Source organism: Agrobacterium sp. 22-223-1, assembly GCF_053522385.1.
In genome coordinates, this window is record NZ_JBNWCN010000001.1 from 594,119 (window position 1) to 609,361 (window position 15,243).

At 60.8% G+C, this 15,243-nt stretch carries 17 protein-coding genes; 13 read left to right on the top strand and 4 right to left on the bottom strand.

All coding sequences use genetic code 11. From position 1 onward, the window contains the following. Positions 1 to 149 precede the first annotated feature (149 nt). From guaB to ACQZ60_RS02955, 4 genes are all read left to right on the top strand, one after another. Entirely contained in the window at positions 150 to 1,655 is a 1,506-nt protein-coding gene (gene guaB / locus ACQZ60_RS02940; protein WP_080833526.1) for an IMP dehydrogenase, read from the top strand. 112 nt (positions 1,656 to 1,767) lie between these two features. Then, the gene (locus ACQZ60_RS02945; protein ID WP_035263190.1) at positions 1,768 to 2,169 is read left to right on the top strand and encodes an MAPEG family protein; all 402 of its coding nucleotides are present in this window, start codon (positions 1,768 to 1,770) and stop codon (positions 2,167 to 2,169) included. Between the two features lie 149 nt (positions 2,170 to 2,318). Next, positions 2,319 to 3,347, top strand: a complete 1,029-nt coding sequence (adhP, locus tag ACQZ60_RS02950; RefSeq protein WP_004440101.1) for an alcohol dehydrogenase AdhP — start codon at positions 2,319 to 2,321, stop codon at positions 3,345 to 3,347. A gap of 118 nt (positions 3,348 to 3,465) precedes the next feature. Further along, positions 3,466 to 4,341, top strand: a complete 876-nt coding sequence (locus ACQZ60_RS02955) for a dienelactone hydrolase family protein (protein WP_035263192.1) — start codon at positions 3,466 to 3,468, stop codon at positions 4,339 to 4,341. 235 nt (positions 4,342 to 4,576) lie between these two features. On the opposite strand, the gene moaB is transcribed toward ACQZ60_RS02955, so the two are convergent. From moaB to ACQZ60_RS02975, 4 genes are all read right to left on the bottom strand, one after another. After that, positions 4,577 to 5,122, bottom strand: coding sequence for a molybdenum cofactor biosynthesis protein B (moaB, locus tag ACQZ60_RS02960; RefSeq protein WP_059760674.1), 546 nt, complete (start codon positions 5,120 to 5,122; stop codon positions 4,577 to 4,579). A 26-nt stretch (positions 5,123 to 5,148) separates the two neighbouring features. Next, entirely contained in the window at positions 5,149 to 6,033 is an 885-nt protein-coding gene (locus ACQZ60_RS02965) for a 4-(cytidine 5'-diphospho)-2-C-methyl-D-erythritol kinase (RefSeq protein WP_035261916.1), read from the bottom strand. 6 nt (positions 6,034 to 6,039) lie between these two features. Further along, positions 6,040 to 7,887, bottom strand: a complete 1,848-nt coding sequence (locus tag ACQZ60_RS02970; protein ID WP_080707282.1) for a tetratricopeptide repeat protein — start codon at positions 7,885 to 7,887, stop codon at positions 6,040 to 6,042. A 189-nt stretch (positions 7,888 to 8,076) separates the two neighbouring features. Beyond that, positions 8,077 to 9,093 (bottom strand): polyprenyl synthetase family protein, encoded by a 1,017-nt coding sequence (locus tag ACQZ60_RS02975; RefSeq protein WP_035261923.1) that lies wholly within the window; start codon positions 9,091 to 9,093, stop codon positions 8,077 to 8,079. A 111-nt stretch (positions 9,094 to 9,204) separates the two neighbouring features. On the opposite strand from ACQZ60_RS02975, the gene ACQZ60_RS02980 reads away from it, so the two are divergent. The 9 genes from ACQZ60_RS02980 to ACQZ60_RS03020 all read left to right on the top strand — a co-directional run bounded on the left by ACQZ60_RS02980 (position 9,205) and on the right by ACQZ60_RS03020 (position 15,149). Further along, positions 9,205 to 9,435, top strand: coding sequence for a putative signal transducing protein (locus ACQZ60_RS02980; protein ID WP_020813603.1), 231 nt, complete (start codon positions 9,205 to 9,207; stop codon positions 9,433 to 9,435). Between the two features lie 6 nt (positions 9,436 to 9,441). After that, on the top strand, positions 9,442 to 10,242 hold the full coding sequence (locus tag ACQZ60_RS02985; protein WP_020813604.1) for a tRNA1(Val) (adenine(37)-N6)-methyltransferase: 801 nt from the start codon (positions 9,442 to 9,444) through the stop codon (positions 10,240 to 10,242). Positions 10,243 to 10,333: 91 nt separating this feature from the next. Continuing rightward, a complete protein-coding gene (locus tag ACQZ60_RS02990) occupies positions 10,334 to 11,200 on the top strand; it encodes a S49 family peptidase (RefSeq protein WP_020813605.1) in 867 nt (288 codons plus the stop codon). 20 nt (positions 11,201 to 11,220) lie between these two features. Further along, a complete protein-coding gene (locus ACQZ60_RS02995) occupies positions 11,221 to 11,415 on the top strand; it encodes an NfeD family protein (RefSeq protein WP_020813606.1) in 195 nt (64 codons plus the stop codon). 52 nt (positions 11,416 to 11,467) lie between these two features. Continuing rightward, the gene (locus ACQZ60_RS03000; protein ID WP_020813607.1) at positions 11,468 to 11,698 is read left to right on the top strand and encodes an AbrB/MazE/SpoVT family DNA-binding domain-containing protein; all 231 of its coding nucleotides are present in this window, start codon (positions 11,468 to 11,470) and stop codon (positions 11,696 to 11,698) included. Continuing rightward, the gene (locus ACQZ60_RS03005) at positions 11,695 to 12,111 is read left to right on the top strand and encodes a PIN domain-containing protein (protein ID WP_020813608.1); all 417 of its coding nucleotides are present in this window, start codon (positions 11,695 to 11,697) and stop codon (positions 12,109 to 12,111) included. Before ACQZ60_RS03000 ends, ACQZ60_RS03005 begins: the two co-directional genes overlap by 4 nt. An 80-nt stretch (positions 12,112 to 12,191) precedes the next feature. Beyond that, positions 12,192 to 13,154 carry a glycine--tRNA ligase subunit alpha gene (locus tag ACQZ60_RS03010; protein ID WP_020813609.1) on the top strand — a complete coding sequence of 321 codons (963 nt, stop codon included), beginning with the start codon at positions 12,192 to 12,194 and terminating at the stop codon, positions 13,152 to 13,154. A 78-nt stretch (positions 13,155 to 13,232) separates the two neighbouring features. Then, positions 13,233 to 13,784, top strand: coding sequence for a LemA family protein (locus tag ACQZ60_RS03015; RefSeq protein WP_020813610.1), 552 nt, complete (start codon positions 13,233 to 13,235; stop codon positions 13,782 to 13,784). A gap of 87 nt (positions 13,785 to 13,871) precedes the next feature. Next, positions 13,872 to 15,149: a 3-phosphoshikimate 1-carboxyvinyltransferase gene (locus ACQZ60_RS03020; RefSeq protein WP_448734726.1), complete on the top strand. Its 1,278-nt coding sequence runs from the start codon at positions 13,872 to 13,874 to the stop codon at positions 15,147 to 15,149. Positions 15,150 to 15,243: the final 94 nt, after the last annotated feature.

Genomic DNA, 15,243 nt, shown 5'->3' on the forward strand with positions numbered 1-15,243 from the left:
CCGGAAGGCAATTCCGGGTTTTTTCTATTCCCTTCCTGTCATGAACGTGTTACCAGCCCTCGCCAACTTCCAAGCAATCCTTGCAGGGCGCCGGGGTGAACTTTTCGTTCCGGAACGGCCACGCATTTTCAGTATGAAGGAATTTGGTCATGGCACGCATCATTCAAACACCCACTGGTTTGGACGCTCTCACATTTGACGATGTGTTGCTGCAACCCGGACATTCCGAAGTCATGCCGGGACAGACGAATATCGCCACCCGCATCGCCCGCGATATCGATCTCAACCTGCCGATCCTGTCTTCCGCCATGGATACGGTTACCGAAGGCCGTCTCGCCATCGCCATGGCCCAGGCCGGCGGCATCGGCGTCATCCATCGCAACCTGACCCCCATCGAACAGGCCGAAGAAGTACGGCAGGTGAAGAAGTTCGAAAGCGGCATGGTCGTCAACCCGGTTACCATCGGCCCGGATGCGACGCTTGCTGAAGCACAGGCCTTGATGAAGGCGCATGGCATTTCCGGTATTCCGGTCGTGGAAAACGGCGGTTCCGGCGGCCACAAGAACGGCCGTCTCGTTGGCATTCTGACCAACCGCGACGTGCGCTTCGCCTCCGATCCGCAGCAGAAAATCTACGAACTGATGACCCGCGAAAACCTGGTCACGGTCAAGGAAAGCAGCGTCGATCAGCAGGAAGCGCGCCGCCTGCTGCACAAGCACCGCATCGAAAAGCTGTTGGTGGTGGATGGAAAGGGCAATTGCGTCGGCCTCATCACCGTCAAGGATATCGAGAAGTCGCAGCTGAACCCCAACGCCACCAAGGATGCGCAGGGCCGCCTTCGCGCCGCTGCCGCCATCAGCGTCGGCGCTGACGCCATCGAGCGCGCCGAGCGCCTCATCGATGCCGGCGTCGACCTTCTGGTCGTCGATACCGCGCATGGCCACTCGCAGCGAGTGCTGGATGCCGTCTCGCAGGTCAAGAAGATGTCGAACTCGGTTCGCATCATCGCCGGCAATGTCGCCACCGCCGACGGCACCAAGGCGCTGATCGATGCCGGCGCCGATGGCGTCAAGGTCGGTATCGGCCCCGGCTCCATCTGCACCACCCGCATCGTCGCCGGCGTCGGCGTTCCGCAGCTCGCGGCGATCATGTCGTCGGTTGAAGTCGCCAATGCGGCTGACATCCCCGTCATCGCCGATGGTGGTATCAAGTTCTCGGGCGATCTGGCCAAGGCAATCGCCGCCGGCGCTTCCGCCGTCATGATCGGCTCGCTCTTGGCCGGCACGGATGAAAGCCCGGGCGAAGTGTTCCTCTACCAGGGCCGCTCCTTCAAGGCCTATCGCGGCATGGGCTCCGTTGGCGCCATGGCGCGCGGTTCCGCCGACCGTTATTTCCAGGCCGAAGTGCGCGACACGCTGAAGCTCGTTCCGGAAGGCATCGAAGGTCAGGTTCCCTATAAGGGTCCGGTTTCCGGCGTCCTGCACCAGCTGGCAGGTGGCCTGAAGGCTGCCATGGGTTATGTCGGTGGCGGCAATATCAAGGAATTCCAGGAGCGCGCCACCTTCGTTCGCATCTCCAGCGCGGGCCTGCGCGAAAGCCACGCCCATGACGTGACGATCACCCGCGAAAGCCCGAACTACCCAGGCGCGGTTTGATCTTTCGAGGCGAATCCGTAAAAGGATACTGAGTATTTGGCGCTCCCCGATTCATGCCGGATCGGGGAGCGTTTTCATGATTGGAGAAGAAAGCATGTCACCCACGACCGCAATGTTCTGGCCGATGATCGCCCATGTCTTTCTGGTCTTCTGGCTTTACGGGCTTCTGATCGTCCGGCGCAACAAATACACCTTCAAGGATCGCGAATCGGCGATCAAGCTGCGTGACCGGGGCGAGGAGGCGCGCGAAAGCCATCTGGTGAACCGCAACATCGCCAATCAGTTCGAACTGCCGGTGCTGTTTCACATCGCCTGCCTGCTGCTCTACATCACGGATGCGGACAATATCGTCACCGTCGTTCTGGCATGGCTGTTCGTGCTCTCGCGTTATGCCCATTCCTATGTCCACGTCACCAGCAACCGCCTGCGTCAGCGTGGCGCATTGTTCGGCATCGGCTTTGCGCTGGTCGTCTGCCTGTGGGCATGGCTCGCCATATGGTTGGCGCTGGAGTAAATCAGCACCGTGAGGTTGCCTCATAAGTGAGACAATCCCGCCTTGCAAAATGCTCCGATTTGCGATGGGTCAATTCCATGACGCCCCATCCCCGTTAATCTCTGCCTGCCGTCGAGGATTTCAGGCGAACAGAGATTAGGGAGTATGTCATGGCTAAGACAATGAAGGCAGCCGTCGTCCGCGCGTTTGGAAAACCGCTGACCATCGAGGAAGTGGCGATACCGGATCCCGGCCCCGGTGAAATTCTCATCAACTACAAGGCGACGGGCATTTGCCACACCGACCTGCACGCCGCAACCGGCGACTGGCCGGTCAAGCCCAATCCGCCTTTCATCCCCGGCCACGAGGGCGTGGGTTATGTCGCCAAGATCGGCGCTGGCGTCACCGGCATCAAGGAAGGCGACCGCGCCGGCACGCCTTGGCTCTACACCGCCTGCGGATGCTGCATTCCGTGCCGCACGGGCTGGGAAACGCTTTGCCCGAGCCAGAAGAATTCCGGCTATTCCGTCAATGGCAGCTTTGCCGAATATGGCCTCGCCGATCCGAAATTCGTTGGCCGCCTGCCGGATAATCTCGATTTCGGCCCGGCCGCACCGGTGCTCTGCGCCGGCGTCACCGTCTATAAGGGGCTGAAGGAAACCGAGGTCAGGCCCGGTGAGTGGGTGGTCATTTCAGGCATTGGCGGGCTTGGCCACATGGCCGTGCAATATGCCAAGGCCATGGGCATGCATGTCGTTGCCGCCGATATTTTCGACGACAAGCTGGCGCTTGCGAAAAAACTCGGAGCCGATGTCGTCGTCAATGGTCGCGCGCCTGACGCGGTGGAGCAGGTGCAGAAAGCGACCGGCGGCGTCCATGGCGCGCTGGTGACGGCGGTGTCGCCCAAGGCCATGGAGCAGGCTTACGGCTTCCTGCGCTCCAAGGGCACCATGGCGCTTGTCGGCCTGCCGCCGGGCTTCATCTCCATTCCGGTGTTCGATACGGTGCTGAAGCGCATCACGGTGCGCGGCTCCATCGTTGGCACGCGGCAGGATCTGGAGGAGGCGCTGACCTTCGCCGGCGAAGGCAAGGTGGCGGCCCACTTCTCCTGGGACAAGCTCGAAAACATCAACGATATCTTCCACCGCATGGAAGAGGGCAAGATCGACGGCCGTATCGTCGTGGACCTCGCCGCCTGATGTGAAAACTGGCTGGCGGCGCTCACGCAAATGTGTGACGCCGCTTGCCCCCGCCTCGTTCCCCGCGGGGCGATCTGCGCTATCCTTCCGCATCCGTGCGTTCAAGGAGGATAGAGCGATGGACAAGCCCAAGATCACGCAGGCCATGATCGACGCTTACGATGAATATACCCATCTCAGCCTCGATCGCCGCAAATTCATGGAAAAGCTCACCGTACTGGCCGGGTCTGGTGCAGCGGCGGCGGCCATCGCCCCGCTTCTTTCGGCCAACAGCGCCCGTGCGGCGGTCATCGCGGCCGATGACGACAGGATCGTCGCCGAGGAGGTGACCTATCCCGCCCCCGGCGGCGAGATGAAGGGTTACCTCGTCACGCCGAAATCCGTTTCCGGCCCCATCGGCTCCGTCATCGTCATCCACGAGAACCGTGGCCTGAACGACCATATCCGCGATGTGGCAAGGCGTGTGGCGCTCGCCGGTTTCAGGGCGCTTGCCGTCGATTTCCTCTCACCGCAGGGCGGCACGCCCGCCGATGAGGAGAAGGCGCGGCAGATGTTCAGCGGTCTCGACATGGACGCGACCGTCGCCAATGCCGAAGCGGGCCGGGTATGGCTTGCGGCGCGGCAGGGGGCAAATGGCAAGGTCGGTGCTGTCGGTTTCTGCTGGGGCGGCGGGCTGGTCAACCGTTTCGCCACCAAATCGGCAGGTTTGAATGCCGGCGTCGCCTATTACGGCCAGCAGGCCCCGGCGGCCGATGTGCCTGCCATCAAGGCGCCGCTGCTTTTGCACTATGCGGGTCTCGACGAGCGCATCAATGCCGGCATCGATGCCTATAAGAAGGCGCTGGAGGAAAACGGCAAGACCTTTGAAATCTTCGTCTATGACGGCGTCAACCACGCCTTCAACAATGACACGTCCTCGGCGCGCTACGACAAGGCGGCTGCCGATCTCGCCTGGAGCCGGACGACGGAGTTCTTCAAGAAATATCTGGCGTGATGGGGGTTTTGGGCGCGCATTGTCTGCGAACCGGAGGTGCGTGGGGCTTCACCCCCCTCTGCCCTGCCGGGCATCTCCCCCTCAAGGGGGGAGATCGATCTGCCGCGATGTTTCGTCCATCTTGAAGATTGAGAATGAAGTGACAAGGGGGCCTCTTGCCGATCTCCCCCCTTGAGGGGGAGATGCCCGGCAGGGCAGAGGGGGGGTAAGCTCCACGCGCCCTCAATCCGCTAATCTAAACGCCCCCAGCCCCACGCTTCAAATGCTCGTCAAGCCTCGGCATGATCTCCACGAAATTGCAGGGCAAGTGGCGATAATCGAGCTGGGCTTTCAGAATACCGTCCCACGCATCCTTGCACGCACCCGGCGAGCCGGGCAGCACGAAGATGAAGGTCGCGTTCGCCACGCCGCCGGTTGCCCGCGACTGGATGGTGGCGGTGCCGATCTTGTCATAGGAGATGCGGTGGAAGAGGGCGGAAAACCCATCCATGCGCTTTTCGAACAGCGGCTCCAGCGCTTCGGGCGTCACATCGCGGCCGGTAAAGCCGGTGCCGCCGGTGGTGATTACCACATCCACGCCTTCAGAGAGCGTCCAGTCGCGCACCGTGCCGGCAATCGCTGCCTTGTCATCAGGCACGATGGCGCGGGCCGCGAGCCTGTGGCCCGCTTCCTCCAGCCTTGCGACGAGCGTATCGCCGGATTTGTCGTTCTCCAGCGTGCGGCTGTCCGAAACGGTCAAAACCGCAATGCCAAGGGGAATGAAGGGTCTTTCGCCTGCCATGGCCTTATCCTCGAAGTGTCTGATTTTCAAATGGTCCGCGTCGCCTGAAAATACCAGCCGGGGCGCCTCTTCCGAAGCGATGTTTCCGCTTTCCTGGCCGCTTCAAGGGAATGAAAAATCCCGAAACAGGTTGCCCCCGAACCGGACATGCGCACAAGCGCAGCACCTTCCTGCGACAGCAACCCAATGATTTCCCCGATCTCTGGCAGAAGCGCCTGAGCCGGCGGTTGCAGATCGTTACGGCTTTGGGCGAGAAAATCCATCCAGCCGATTGTCGCAGAGGCGGGCAGGGGTGGATTGGTCTTGTTCTGCAATCGCCGGAAAATCTCCGGCGTCGAGACGGCCTTCAGCGGATTGGCCAGAACCATGGACAGTTCCGGTAGATCGGTAACCGGTTCGATGTCCTCGCCGATGCCGCGCGCGATCAGGGATCGGCTCTCAAGGCACATCGGCACATCCGCCCCGAGCGTCAGCGCCATGGATGCAAGCGTATCCGGTGCGATCCCGGCACGCCAGTGCCGCAAAAGCCCCCGCAGTGTCGCTGCCGCATCCGCCGAGCCGCCGCCGATACCGGAAGCCACCGGCAGGTTCTTTTCAAGATGAATGGCGACCGGGGGTGCCGGTTGACCTGTCGATGCGAGCGCATCGCGCAACAGGTCCCTGGTGCGGGTGACGAGGTTATCGCCGCCATTGCCCGCGCGCAAAAGATCGCCGAAAGGGCCGGAGATGGAGAAACTGTCGGCATCGGCGTCGCGAATACGGATCGTGTCGCCGGCTTCGGTAAAGGTCACCAGCGTTTCGAGCAGGTGATACCCATCCGCTCGCTGGCCGGTCACATGCAGCGCCAGATTGATCTTGGCCGGGGCCGCCTCGATGGTCTCGGTGGCCCCGGAAATCTCATGCCCGCGCATGCGGCGTCAGGATTTCTTGTCCGGAGTGGCAGCCGGTGCCGGTGCCGGAGGAGCCGGCGGCGCCGGCGCGACGTCCTTCTTGGCGGTATTTTCGGCATCTTTTTCCACCGGCGGCAGGCCGCTGGCGATCTTTTCCTTCACCTTGGCCTTGTCCACGTCGTCGCTGTCGCCGATCAATGCGCGGTTCCACTGATAGACCGCCTCGATCTTGCGGCCGACCCGCCAATAAGCGTCGCCCAGATGGTCGTTGATGGTCGGATCGCCGGCTTTCAGCTCGATCGCCCGCTCCAGTTCGGTCACGGCTTCATCGAAAGCGCCGAGGCGATAATGCGCCCAGCCGAGCGAATCGACGATATAGCCGTCATTCGGCCGAAGCTCGACGGCGCGGCTGATCATCTTCATGCCTTCATCGAGATTGATGCCCTTGTCCACCCAGGAATAGCCCAGATAGTTCAGAACCTGCGGCTGCTCCGGGTTCAGCTCCAGCGCCCGCTTGAAATTCGGTTCGGCCTTGTCCCATTCCTTCAGCCGCTCATAGGCGATGCCGCGCTGGAAGAAGACGGACCAGTCGGATTTCTGCGGCACAGAGCCGATTACCTCGATGGCCTTGTCGTAGTTCTCGGCCATCGCCTTATAGTCCTTGGCGTCCGAAAGCACGCTGCCATAGGCGAGATAGGAACGGATATCCTTCGGATCGGATTCAAGCAGGGACTGGAGATGCTTGCGCGCCTCGTCCACCTTGCCGGTCTGCGCAAGCGTCAATCCGAGCTGCAGCTCGGAAATGCGATACATCGGCGAATCCTTCGGCACCTCGCGGTAGAAGGCGATGGCGCGGTCAGGCTGTTTCAGCGCTTCGGAGAGGCCGCCGAGAAGGATGAGCGTATCCGGGCTCTTCGGATCGAGCGCGCGCGATGTCTGCAGATAAAGCGTGACGATTTCTTCCGCACCTTCGCGGTTCAACGCACCGGCGATGGAGAACATGACGCTGGCAGCGCCCTCCACGGCATTGGTAATCTGCTGCTCGGGCTTGTCACCACTCTCGATGGCCTGTCGAAGCGCCTTGAGCGGTGCGTAATTCGGCGCGAAAGTATCACCAACCGCAATCGCGTCCAGCGCCTTCTGCTTGTTGCCGGCGGAAGCTTCGAGCCGGGCAAGCGCCATCACGGCGCGCATATAGGTGTCGGAGGCGGTTGCCCCGCCTTCGCGGTCCGTCACCGCTTCGTTCAGGCTCTTGCGGGCGGCCTCGTTATTACCGGAAACAAGGGCGATGGCCGCCGCATTGTATTTCTGGAAGATCGAAATCCAGCCCGGGCCCTTCATGTTGTTGACGAGCGCCAGCGCTTCCTTCGGCTTGCCGGAGCCGGCACGCGCCCATGCCGTCAAAAGCGTGTTGACCATGCGGTCGAGATCGTTCGGGCCGGTATATTTCAGGATCTTCTCGGCCTTGGCGAATTCCTTGTCCTTGATGGCGTCGAGACCGCGCACGATGGTCGTCACGCGCTCCACCGAGGTATCGTCCTTCATCGAATCGGCGATCTTGGCGCCGGCCTCGAAATTGCCGCTCAGAAGTTCGGCGATCATCAGCCGCTGGCGGATTTCCGTATTGGCCGGGTCGAATTCCAGCGCCTTTTTGTAAAGCGAAATCGCGGTGGGATAATCCTGATCGACATCGGCATTGCGCCCGGCGAGGAAGGCGCCGGAAAAGGTGTTCACCTTGCCGGGATCGAACGTGACGGCCTTGTCTTCCGGTGTCGCCTTCGTCTCCGCAAAGCCGGGGCTTGCACCCGCGCCGATTGCGAGAGCAGCGGCAAGAGCCGCGCTGCAGAGAAGACGGAGTGCTGGTTTACGCCGCATGAGGGAACCTTTGCCTTTGTGCAGAAGCACGGAAAAATCAGTTTCCATTGTTGGTCACGATAGAATGGCTTTTTTGAAGCAACGCCGCAAGAAATTATGGCCCCGGCCACAATCACGCCTTGCGGAGAAGCTGGCCCGAAACATTGGGCGGATGGTTTTTTCCATCCGCCGTTCGCCCGGCCTGCGGCGTCAGTTCAGACGCTCGATGCAGAAGTCGATCACTTCCAGAAGCGCATCTTTCCAGGGGCTCTGCGGCAGCGGTGCGAGCGCATCGCGGGCGATGGTGCCGTAGTGCGTGGCGCGGCCGATCGTATCGCCAAGACCGTTGTATTTGGTGATCAGGCCCAGCGCCTTTTCAAGGTTCTCGTCGCTGCTTTCACCCTTTTCGATGGCATTGCGCCAGAAGGCGCGCTCATCCTGCGTGCCGCGACGATAGGAGAGGATGACCGGCAGGGTGATTTTGCCCTCGCGGAAATCGTCGCCGGTATTCTTGCCGAGATCGGCGGATTTGCCGCCGTAGTCCAGCACATCGTCGACAAGCTGGAAGGCGAGGCCGAGATTCATGCCGTAGGATTTCAGCGCGCTGCGGGTCGCCTTGTCGGTCTTGGCGACGATGGGGCCGACTTCCGCCGCCGCCGCAAAAAGGGCGGCGGTCTTGGCGCGAATCACCTGCAGATAATCGTCTTCCGTCGTTTCCATGTTCTTGGCGACCGAAAGCTGCAGCACCTCGCCTTCGGCGATCACCGAGGCGGCGGTGGACAGCACGTCGAGCGCATCGAGAGAGCCCACATCCACCATCATGCGGAAGGCCTGGCCGAGCAGGAAGTCGCCGACGAGAACGCTCGCCTGGTTGCCCCAGATGGTGCGGGCGGTGGATTTGCCGCGGCGCAGATCGCTTTCATCCACCACATCGTCATGCAGAAGCGTTGCCGTGTGCATGAATTCGACGCTGGTGGCGAGCTTGATGTGGTTGTCGCCCTCGTAACCGAACATCGAGGCGGAGGCGAGCGTCAGCATCGGCCGCAGGCGCTTGCCGCCGGAAGAGATGAGGTGGTTGGCCACCTCGGGTATCATCTGGACATCGGAACCGGCCTTGGAAAGGATAAGCTGGTTCACCCGTTCCATGTCGGGGCGGGTCAGGTCGACAAGCGGCTTGACGGATGCGAGTTTGTTTTTGCTTTCTTCAAGCGGTATGACGACGCCCAAGGGACAGGACTCCAGTTCGAATTTGAATTCGACAATAAAAACTGACGCCTTGCGCGGCAAGGGGCGAATTGCCGCTAGCCATTCAAAAAGATGGGAATTTAAGGTCTATCCATGCGTGAACTGATCCGTACCAACGATGCCGTGCTGCTCTCCTTCGCCGAAAGCCTGATGAGGGATGCCGGCATCCATTGCCTCATCGCCGATCAGGCGATGAGCATTCTGGAAGGATCGCTCGGTCTTTTGCCGCGAAGGTTTCTGGTGGAGGAAGATCGGGCCGATCAGGCCCGCCGCATTCTCATCGATGCCGGGCTCGGCGACGAGTTACGCAACGAAGAGGCTTGAGCGGCGGTGGGCGACGGCATTTCCGAAACGATCGACGCCTTTCACCGGGGCCGGTTTCACATCATCCAGCCGAAGGGCAGGGGACACCGGGCCGGCATGGACGCCATGCTCCTGGCCTCGCTGGTGGCGGATGAGCGTGCCTGCCGGATAGCCGATCTCGGCGCGGGCGCGGGAGCTGCGGGCATGGCGGTTGCGGCGCGGCTCGAAAAGGCCGAGGTGACGCTGTACGAACGCTCGTCGGAAATGGCGAAATTTGCCCGCCGCAGCCTCGAACTGCCCGAGAATGCTGCTTTTTCTGCCCGCGTCAGCGTGCGCGAAGCCGATGTGACCCTGCGGGCGAAAGCACGCGCCGAAGCGGGGTTGCCCGACGATCATTTCCATCACGTCATCATGAACCCGCCCTATAACGATGCGGGCGACCGCCGCACGCCGGACGCCCTGAAGGCCGAAGCGCATGCCATGACGGATGGCCTGTTCGAAGACTGGATCAGGACCGCAGGCGCGATCATGGTGCCGGGCGGGCAGCTTTCTCTGATTTCAAGGCCGCAATCGGTGGCGGAAATCATCGCCGCCTGCGGCAGTCGTTTCGGCGGCCTCGAAATCACCCTCATTCATCCGCGCCCTGGCGAGGACGCGGTGCGCATGCTCCTCACCGCCATCAAGGGTTCACGGGCGCGGCTGTCCTTCCGCGCGCCGCTCATCATGCATGAGACCGGTAGCCATGCCTTCACCCCCTTCGTGGATGACCTGAACAATGGCCGCGCCGCCTATTCGCGTAATGTAAGGGCAATCCGGCCCGCGTCATAAATATCGCCGTTCCGCCGGCCGTAAACCATTGTGTTTTCCGGGGCGATACATACATCCCTGACGAACGGATAAATGCTGCGAGGATTGAGTAGTGGGTTTTCTGAAGTATCTGGTGCCGAAACGCTTTCGTAAAAAAGAGCTCGTCATCCCGGTGGTGCGCATGCACGGCGCGATCATGGCCGGCGGCAACCAGTTCCGCCCCGCCCTCAATCTCGCTTCTTATGCGCCGCTTCTGGAAAAGGCCTTCGCCGTCAAGGATGCCCCGGCTGTCGCCATTTCGCTCAACTCGCCCGGCGGTTCGCCGGTGCAGGCGCGGATGATCTATAACCGCATCCGCCAGCTCGCCGAGGAAAAGGAAAAGAAAGTCCTGATCTTCGTGGAGGACGTTGCAGCCTCCGGCGGCTACATGATCGCGCTTGCCGGCGACGAGATCATCGCCGATCCCACCTCCATCGTCGGTTCGATCGGCGTCGTTTCCGGCGGTTTCGGTTTTCCGGAAATGCTGAAGAAGATCGGCGTGGAGCGCCGTGTCTATACGGCCGGCGAGAACAAGGTCATCCTCGATCCCTTCCAGCCGGAAAAGGAAGGCGATATCGATTACCTGAAGTCGCTTCAGGTCGAAATCCACAATGTTTTCATCGATATGGTCAAGATGCGTCGCGGCTCGAAACTGAAGGGCGACGAGGCGATCTTCTCCGGCCTGTTCTGGACCGGCATGCGCGGTCTCGACCTCGGCCTGATCGACGGGCTGGGCGACATGCGCGAGGTTCTTCGCCGCCGTTACGGTGAGAAGGTCAAGCTCCAGCTCGTCAGCGGCGGGCGCACTTTGTTCGGTAAAAAGGTGCCGGGCGTGAATGCTGCTCTGGACGTAAATGCCGAAAGGCTGGCCGCCGGTGCGGTATCGGGGCTTGCGGAAGTTGCCGAAGAAAAGGCATTGTGGTCGCGTTTCGGTCTATGATGTCTCGGGAATAAAGCCTTATGGCGCAGCTCATTACAATTCTTCTTCTGGTGGTGGGATCCGTCATCCTTTACCGCCGCTTCGTCCGAGACGCGGAAAAGCTCTCGGCGAAATCGAAACAGCGCGAGAAGGAACGCGAGACCGGCGCCATCGGCACGCTGATCAAGGACCCGGAAACCGGCGAATACCGCGTGAAGCGCGAGGATGAGACGTAATTTTCCTGTAACGCAGAATTTGCTATAGTCGCTTTCAAGTAAGGAGACCGTCATGCGTGTCACGAAATGGGGCGATAGTCTTGCGGTCCGCATTCCGGCGGATGTCGCGGAAGCCTTGCACATCAAGGAAGGCGATGAGGTGGATGTTTCTGTACCGACACAGGAACCGTCTGCTTCTATTTCGCAGGAAGAGCGCGAAAAGATACTGTCTTATATTCGCGCTCAGCGTTGGCAGCTACCGCCCGGGTGGAAATTCGACCGCGAAGAGGCAAATGAGCGTTGAGCCATTTGCCCTTTCTCGACACGAATATCTTCATTTACGCCTTTCTGGATGACGAACGTTCATCCAAGGCCCAAGAGATCGTTTCGAAACCTTATGTGACGAGCGTTCAGGCATTCAATGAATTTGCCAGTGTAGTCCGGCGGAAGTGGCCTCAAAAATGGGGCGAAATCCGCAGATCGCTGGATGGTCTCCGTCGAATGGCTGTGACAGTCGTTGAACTCGATGTGCAGTTAAATGCGAGCGCCGTGGATCTTGTCGATAAATATAACTTCGCCTTCTATGATGCATTGATGGTAGCAGCAGCCCTGGAGGCTGAAAGCACCGTATTCCTCTCGGAAGACATGCATGACGGTCTTACCGTTGACGGGCGAATGAAGATCGTCAACCCGTTCACCGCCCGTCTCCACGCATAAAACCTTGACCCTCACGCCATGCCGTGGCACCAGTCCGCATCCGAAGTAAGTCAATGCTTACTTGTCCTCCTAACGCCGCGATGACTGCAATGACCGATGTTCCCGACCATATGAACCCGAAGCGTTCCTTTCAGGCGCTTATCCTGACGCTGCACAATTACTGGGCCGACAAGGGCTGCGCGGTGCTGCAGCCCTACGATATGGAAGTGGGCGCGGGTACGTTCCATCCGGCGACGACGCTGCGCGCGCTTGGGCCCAAGCCATGGAAGGCCGCTTACGTGCAGCCGTCGCGCCGCCCGTCTGACGGTCGTTACGGCGAAAACCCCAACCGCCTGCAGCATTATTACCAGTATCAGGTCATCCTGAAGCCCAACCCTTCCAACCTGCAGGAACTCTATCTCGGCTCGCTGAAGGCGATCGGCCTCGATCCGCTGCTGCATGACGTGCGCTTCGTCGAAGACGACTGGGAAAGCCCGACGCTCGGCGCCTGGGGTCTTGGCTGGGAATGCTGGTGCGATGGCATGGAAGTGTCGCAGTTCACCTACTTCCAGCAGGTCTGCGGCATCGAGTGCTCGCCGGTCGCGGGTGAGCTTACCTATGGTCTGGAGCGTCTCGCCATGTATGTTCAGGGCGTCGACAATGTCTATGACCTGAACTTCAACGGCCGCGAAGGCGAAGAGAAGATTTCCTATGGCGACGTCTTCCTGCAGGCCGAGCAGGAATATTCCCGCCATAATTTCGAATTTGCCGACACCGCCATGCTGCATCGCCATTTCATCGACGCCGAAAAGGAATGCCAGGCGCTTCTCGCTGCCGGTGCGCCCGGCGATAACGACAATCAGCGCCTGCACAAATGCGTGTTCCCGGCCTATGACCAGTGCATCAAGGCCAGCCACGTCTTCAACCTTCTGGATGCACGCGGCGTAATTTCGGTCACGGAACGCCAGAGCTACATCCTGCGCGTGCGCACGCTGGCGAAAGCCTGCGGCGAAGCTTTCCTGCTGACGGATGCGGGCGGGCTGAACTGGAACAGGGCCGCCTGAACGTTTATGTAAGGCGGGGAAACAGTCTAACGTGCGGACGCCATTACGGTGTTCGCGCCTCTTGAGGAGGGGTCGGGAATGTTCATCACGCTGGCAATCATCGCGGCAATCGCGCTTTATGTCGTCTTCATCTATAACGGCCTCGTCAAGGCGCGGCAGATGAAGGAAGAGGCGTGGTCGGGCATCGACGTGCAGCTGAAGCGCCGCGCCGATCTCATTCCCAACCTCATCGAGACCGTGAAGGGTTACGCGGCGCATGAAAAGAGCACCTTCGAGGAGGTGATCGCCATGCGTAACCGGGCGCAGGCCGTGCCGGCGGGCGATGTCGAGGGCCGCGCTCAGGCGGAAGGCCTGCTGTCGCAGGCGCTTGGCAAGCTCTTTGCGCTTGCCGAAGCTTATCCCGATCTCAAGGCCAATACGAATTTTCTGGAATTGCAGCGTTCGCTGGAAACCATCGAAAGCGAAATCCAGATGTCGCGCCGTTATTATAATGGCGCCGCCCGCGATCTCAACGTCAAGGTGGAAAGCTTTCCATCCAATCTGGTTGCAGGCCAGTTCGGCTTTGCCAAGGCGCCCTATTTCGAGATCGAGAACCCGGCCGACCGCGCCGTGCCGACAGTGAAATTCTAAGCGCACTGTTCCCCCGGCGGCTTAAGACCTCCCGTTCAAATTCCGATAATCCGGCCCCGCGCCGCATTCTTTGACAAGACGACAATCATGATCGAACTGACCATCACCCCGCCCGACCACCCGCTTTCCGGCAAGGTCGAGCCGCCCGGCTCCAAGTCCATCACCAATCGTGCGCTTCTCCTGGCCGGTCTTGCCAAGGGCAAAAGCCGGTTGACCGGCGCACTGAAAAGCGATGACACCCTTTATATGGCCGAAGCCCTGCGCGAGATGGGCGTCAAGGTCACCGAGCCTGATGCCACCACCTTCGTGGTGGAAGGCACGGGTGTACTGCAGCAGCCGGAAAAGCCGCTTTTCCTCGGCAATGCCGGCACTGCCACGCGCTTCCTCACCGCTGCTGCCGCACTTGTGGATGGCGCCGTCATCATCGATGGCGACGAGCACATGCGCAAACGCCCGATCATGCCGCTGGTGGAGGCCCTGCGCTCCCTCGGTGTCGAGGCGGAAGCGCCGACCGGCTGCCCGCCCGTCACCGTCTGCGGCAAGGGCACAGGGTTCCCGAAGGGCAGCGTCACCATCGACGCCAATCTTTCCAGCCAATATGTGTCGGCACTTCTGATGGCCGCCGCCTGCGGCGACAAGCCTGTCGATATCATCCTCAAGGGCGAGGAAATCGGCGCCAAGGGCTATATCGATCTCACGACCTCGGCCATGGAAGCCTTCGGCGCTAAGGTGGAGCGGGTCAGCAACGCGATCTGGCGCGTGCATCCGACGGGTTATACGGCCACCGATTTCCACATTGAGCCGGATGCCTCCGCCGCCACCTATCTCTGGGGTGCCGAGCTTCTGACCGGCGGCGCAATCGATATCGGCACGCCGGCCGATAAATTCACCCAGCCGGATGCCAAGGCCTATGAGGTCATGGCGAAGTTTCCGCATCTGCCCGCCGAAATCGACGGTTCGCAGATGCAGGACGCCATTCCGACCATCGCGGTTCTCGCCGCCTTCAACGAGACACCGGTGCGTTTCGTCGGCATCGCCAATCTGCGCGTCAAGGAATGCGACCGTATCCGCGCCGTCTCGCTCGGCCTCAATGAAATCCGTAACGGTCTGGCGCATGAGGAGGGCGACGACCTGATCGTGCATTCCGATCCGGCTCTTGCGGGCCAGACGGTCAAGGCCTCCATCGACACTTTTGCCGACCACCGCATCGCCATGAGCTTTGCGCTGGCGGCGCTGAAGATCGGCGGCATTGCCATCCAGAATCCGGCCTGCGTCGGCAAGACCTATCCGGGTTACTGGAAAGCACTCGCCTCGCTGGGCGTCGACTATACCGAAAAGGAAAGCGCTGCCGAGCCGCAGCATTAGAAGAACGGTATTGGTTTTCCGTCATTCCGGCCTTGAGCCGGAATCCAGCGCGATCAAGTCCTTGATCGCGAAAGACTCTTCAAGCCGCGCAGAC

Excerpts from the sequence above, each read along its gene's own strand:
- guaB (WP_080833526.1), top strand. The coding sequence starts at position 150 with ATGGCACGCATCATTCAAACACCCACTGGTTTGGACGCTCTCACATTT.
- ACQZ60_RS02945 (WP_035263190.1), top strand. The coding sequence starts at position 1,768 with ATGTTCTGGCCGATGATCGCCCATGTCTTTCTGGTCTTCTGGCTTTAC.
- adhP (WP_004440101.1), top strand. The coding sequence starts at position 2,319 with ATGGCTAAGACAATGAAGGCAGCCGTCGTCCGCGCGTTTGGAAAACCG.
- ACQZ60_RS02955 (WP_035263192.1), top strand. The coding sequence starts at position 3,466 with ATGGACAAGCCCAAGATCACGCAGGCCATGATCGACGCTTACGATGAA.
- moaB (WP_059760674.1), bottom strand. The coding sequence starts at position 5,122 with ATGGCAGGCGAAAGACCCTTCATTCCCCTTGGCATTGCGGTTTTGACC.
- ACQZ60_RS02965 (WP_035261916.1), bottom strand. The coding sequence starts at position 6,033 with ATGCGCGGGCATGAGATTTCCGGGGCCACCGAGACCATCGAGGCGGCC.
- ACQZ60_RS02970 (WP_080707282.1), bottom strand. The coding sequence starts at position 7,887 with ATGCGGCGTAAACCAGCACTCCGTCTTCTCTGCAGCGCGGCTCTTGCC.
- ACQZ60_RS02980 (WP_020813603.1), top strand. The coding sequence starts at position 9,205 with ATGCGTGAACTGATCCGTACCAACGATGCCGTGCTGCTCTCCTTCGCC.
- ACQZ60_RS02995 (WP_020813606.1), top strand. The coding sequence starts at position 11,221 with ATGGCGCAGCTCATTACAATTCTTCTTCTGGTGGTGGGATCCGTCATC.
- ACQZ60_RS03000 (WP_020813607.1), top strand. The coding sequence starts at position 11,468 with ATGCGTGTCACGAAATGGGGCGATAGTCTTGCGGTCCGCATTCCGGCG.
- ACQZ60_RS03010 (WP_020813609.1), top strand. The coding sequence starts at position 12,192 with ATGACTGCAATGACCGATGTTCCCGACCATATGAACCCGAAGCGTTCC.
- ACQZ60_RS03015 (WP_020813610.1), top strand. The coding sequence starts at position 13,233 with ATGTTCATCACGCTGGCAATCATCGCGGCAATCGCGCTTTATGTCGTC.
- ACQZ60_RS03020 (WP_448734726.1), top strand. The coding sequence starts at position 13,872 with ATGATCGAACTGACCATCACCCCGCCCGACCACCCGCTTTCCGGCAAG.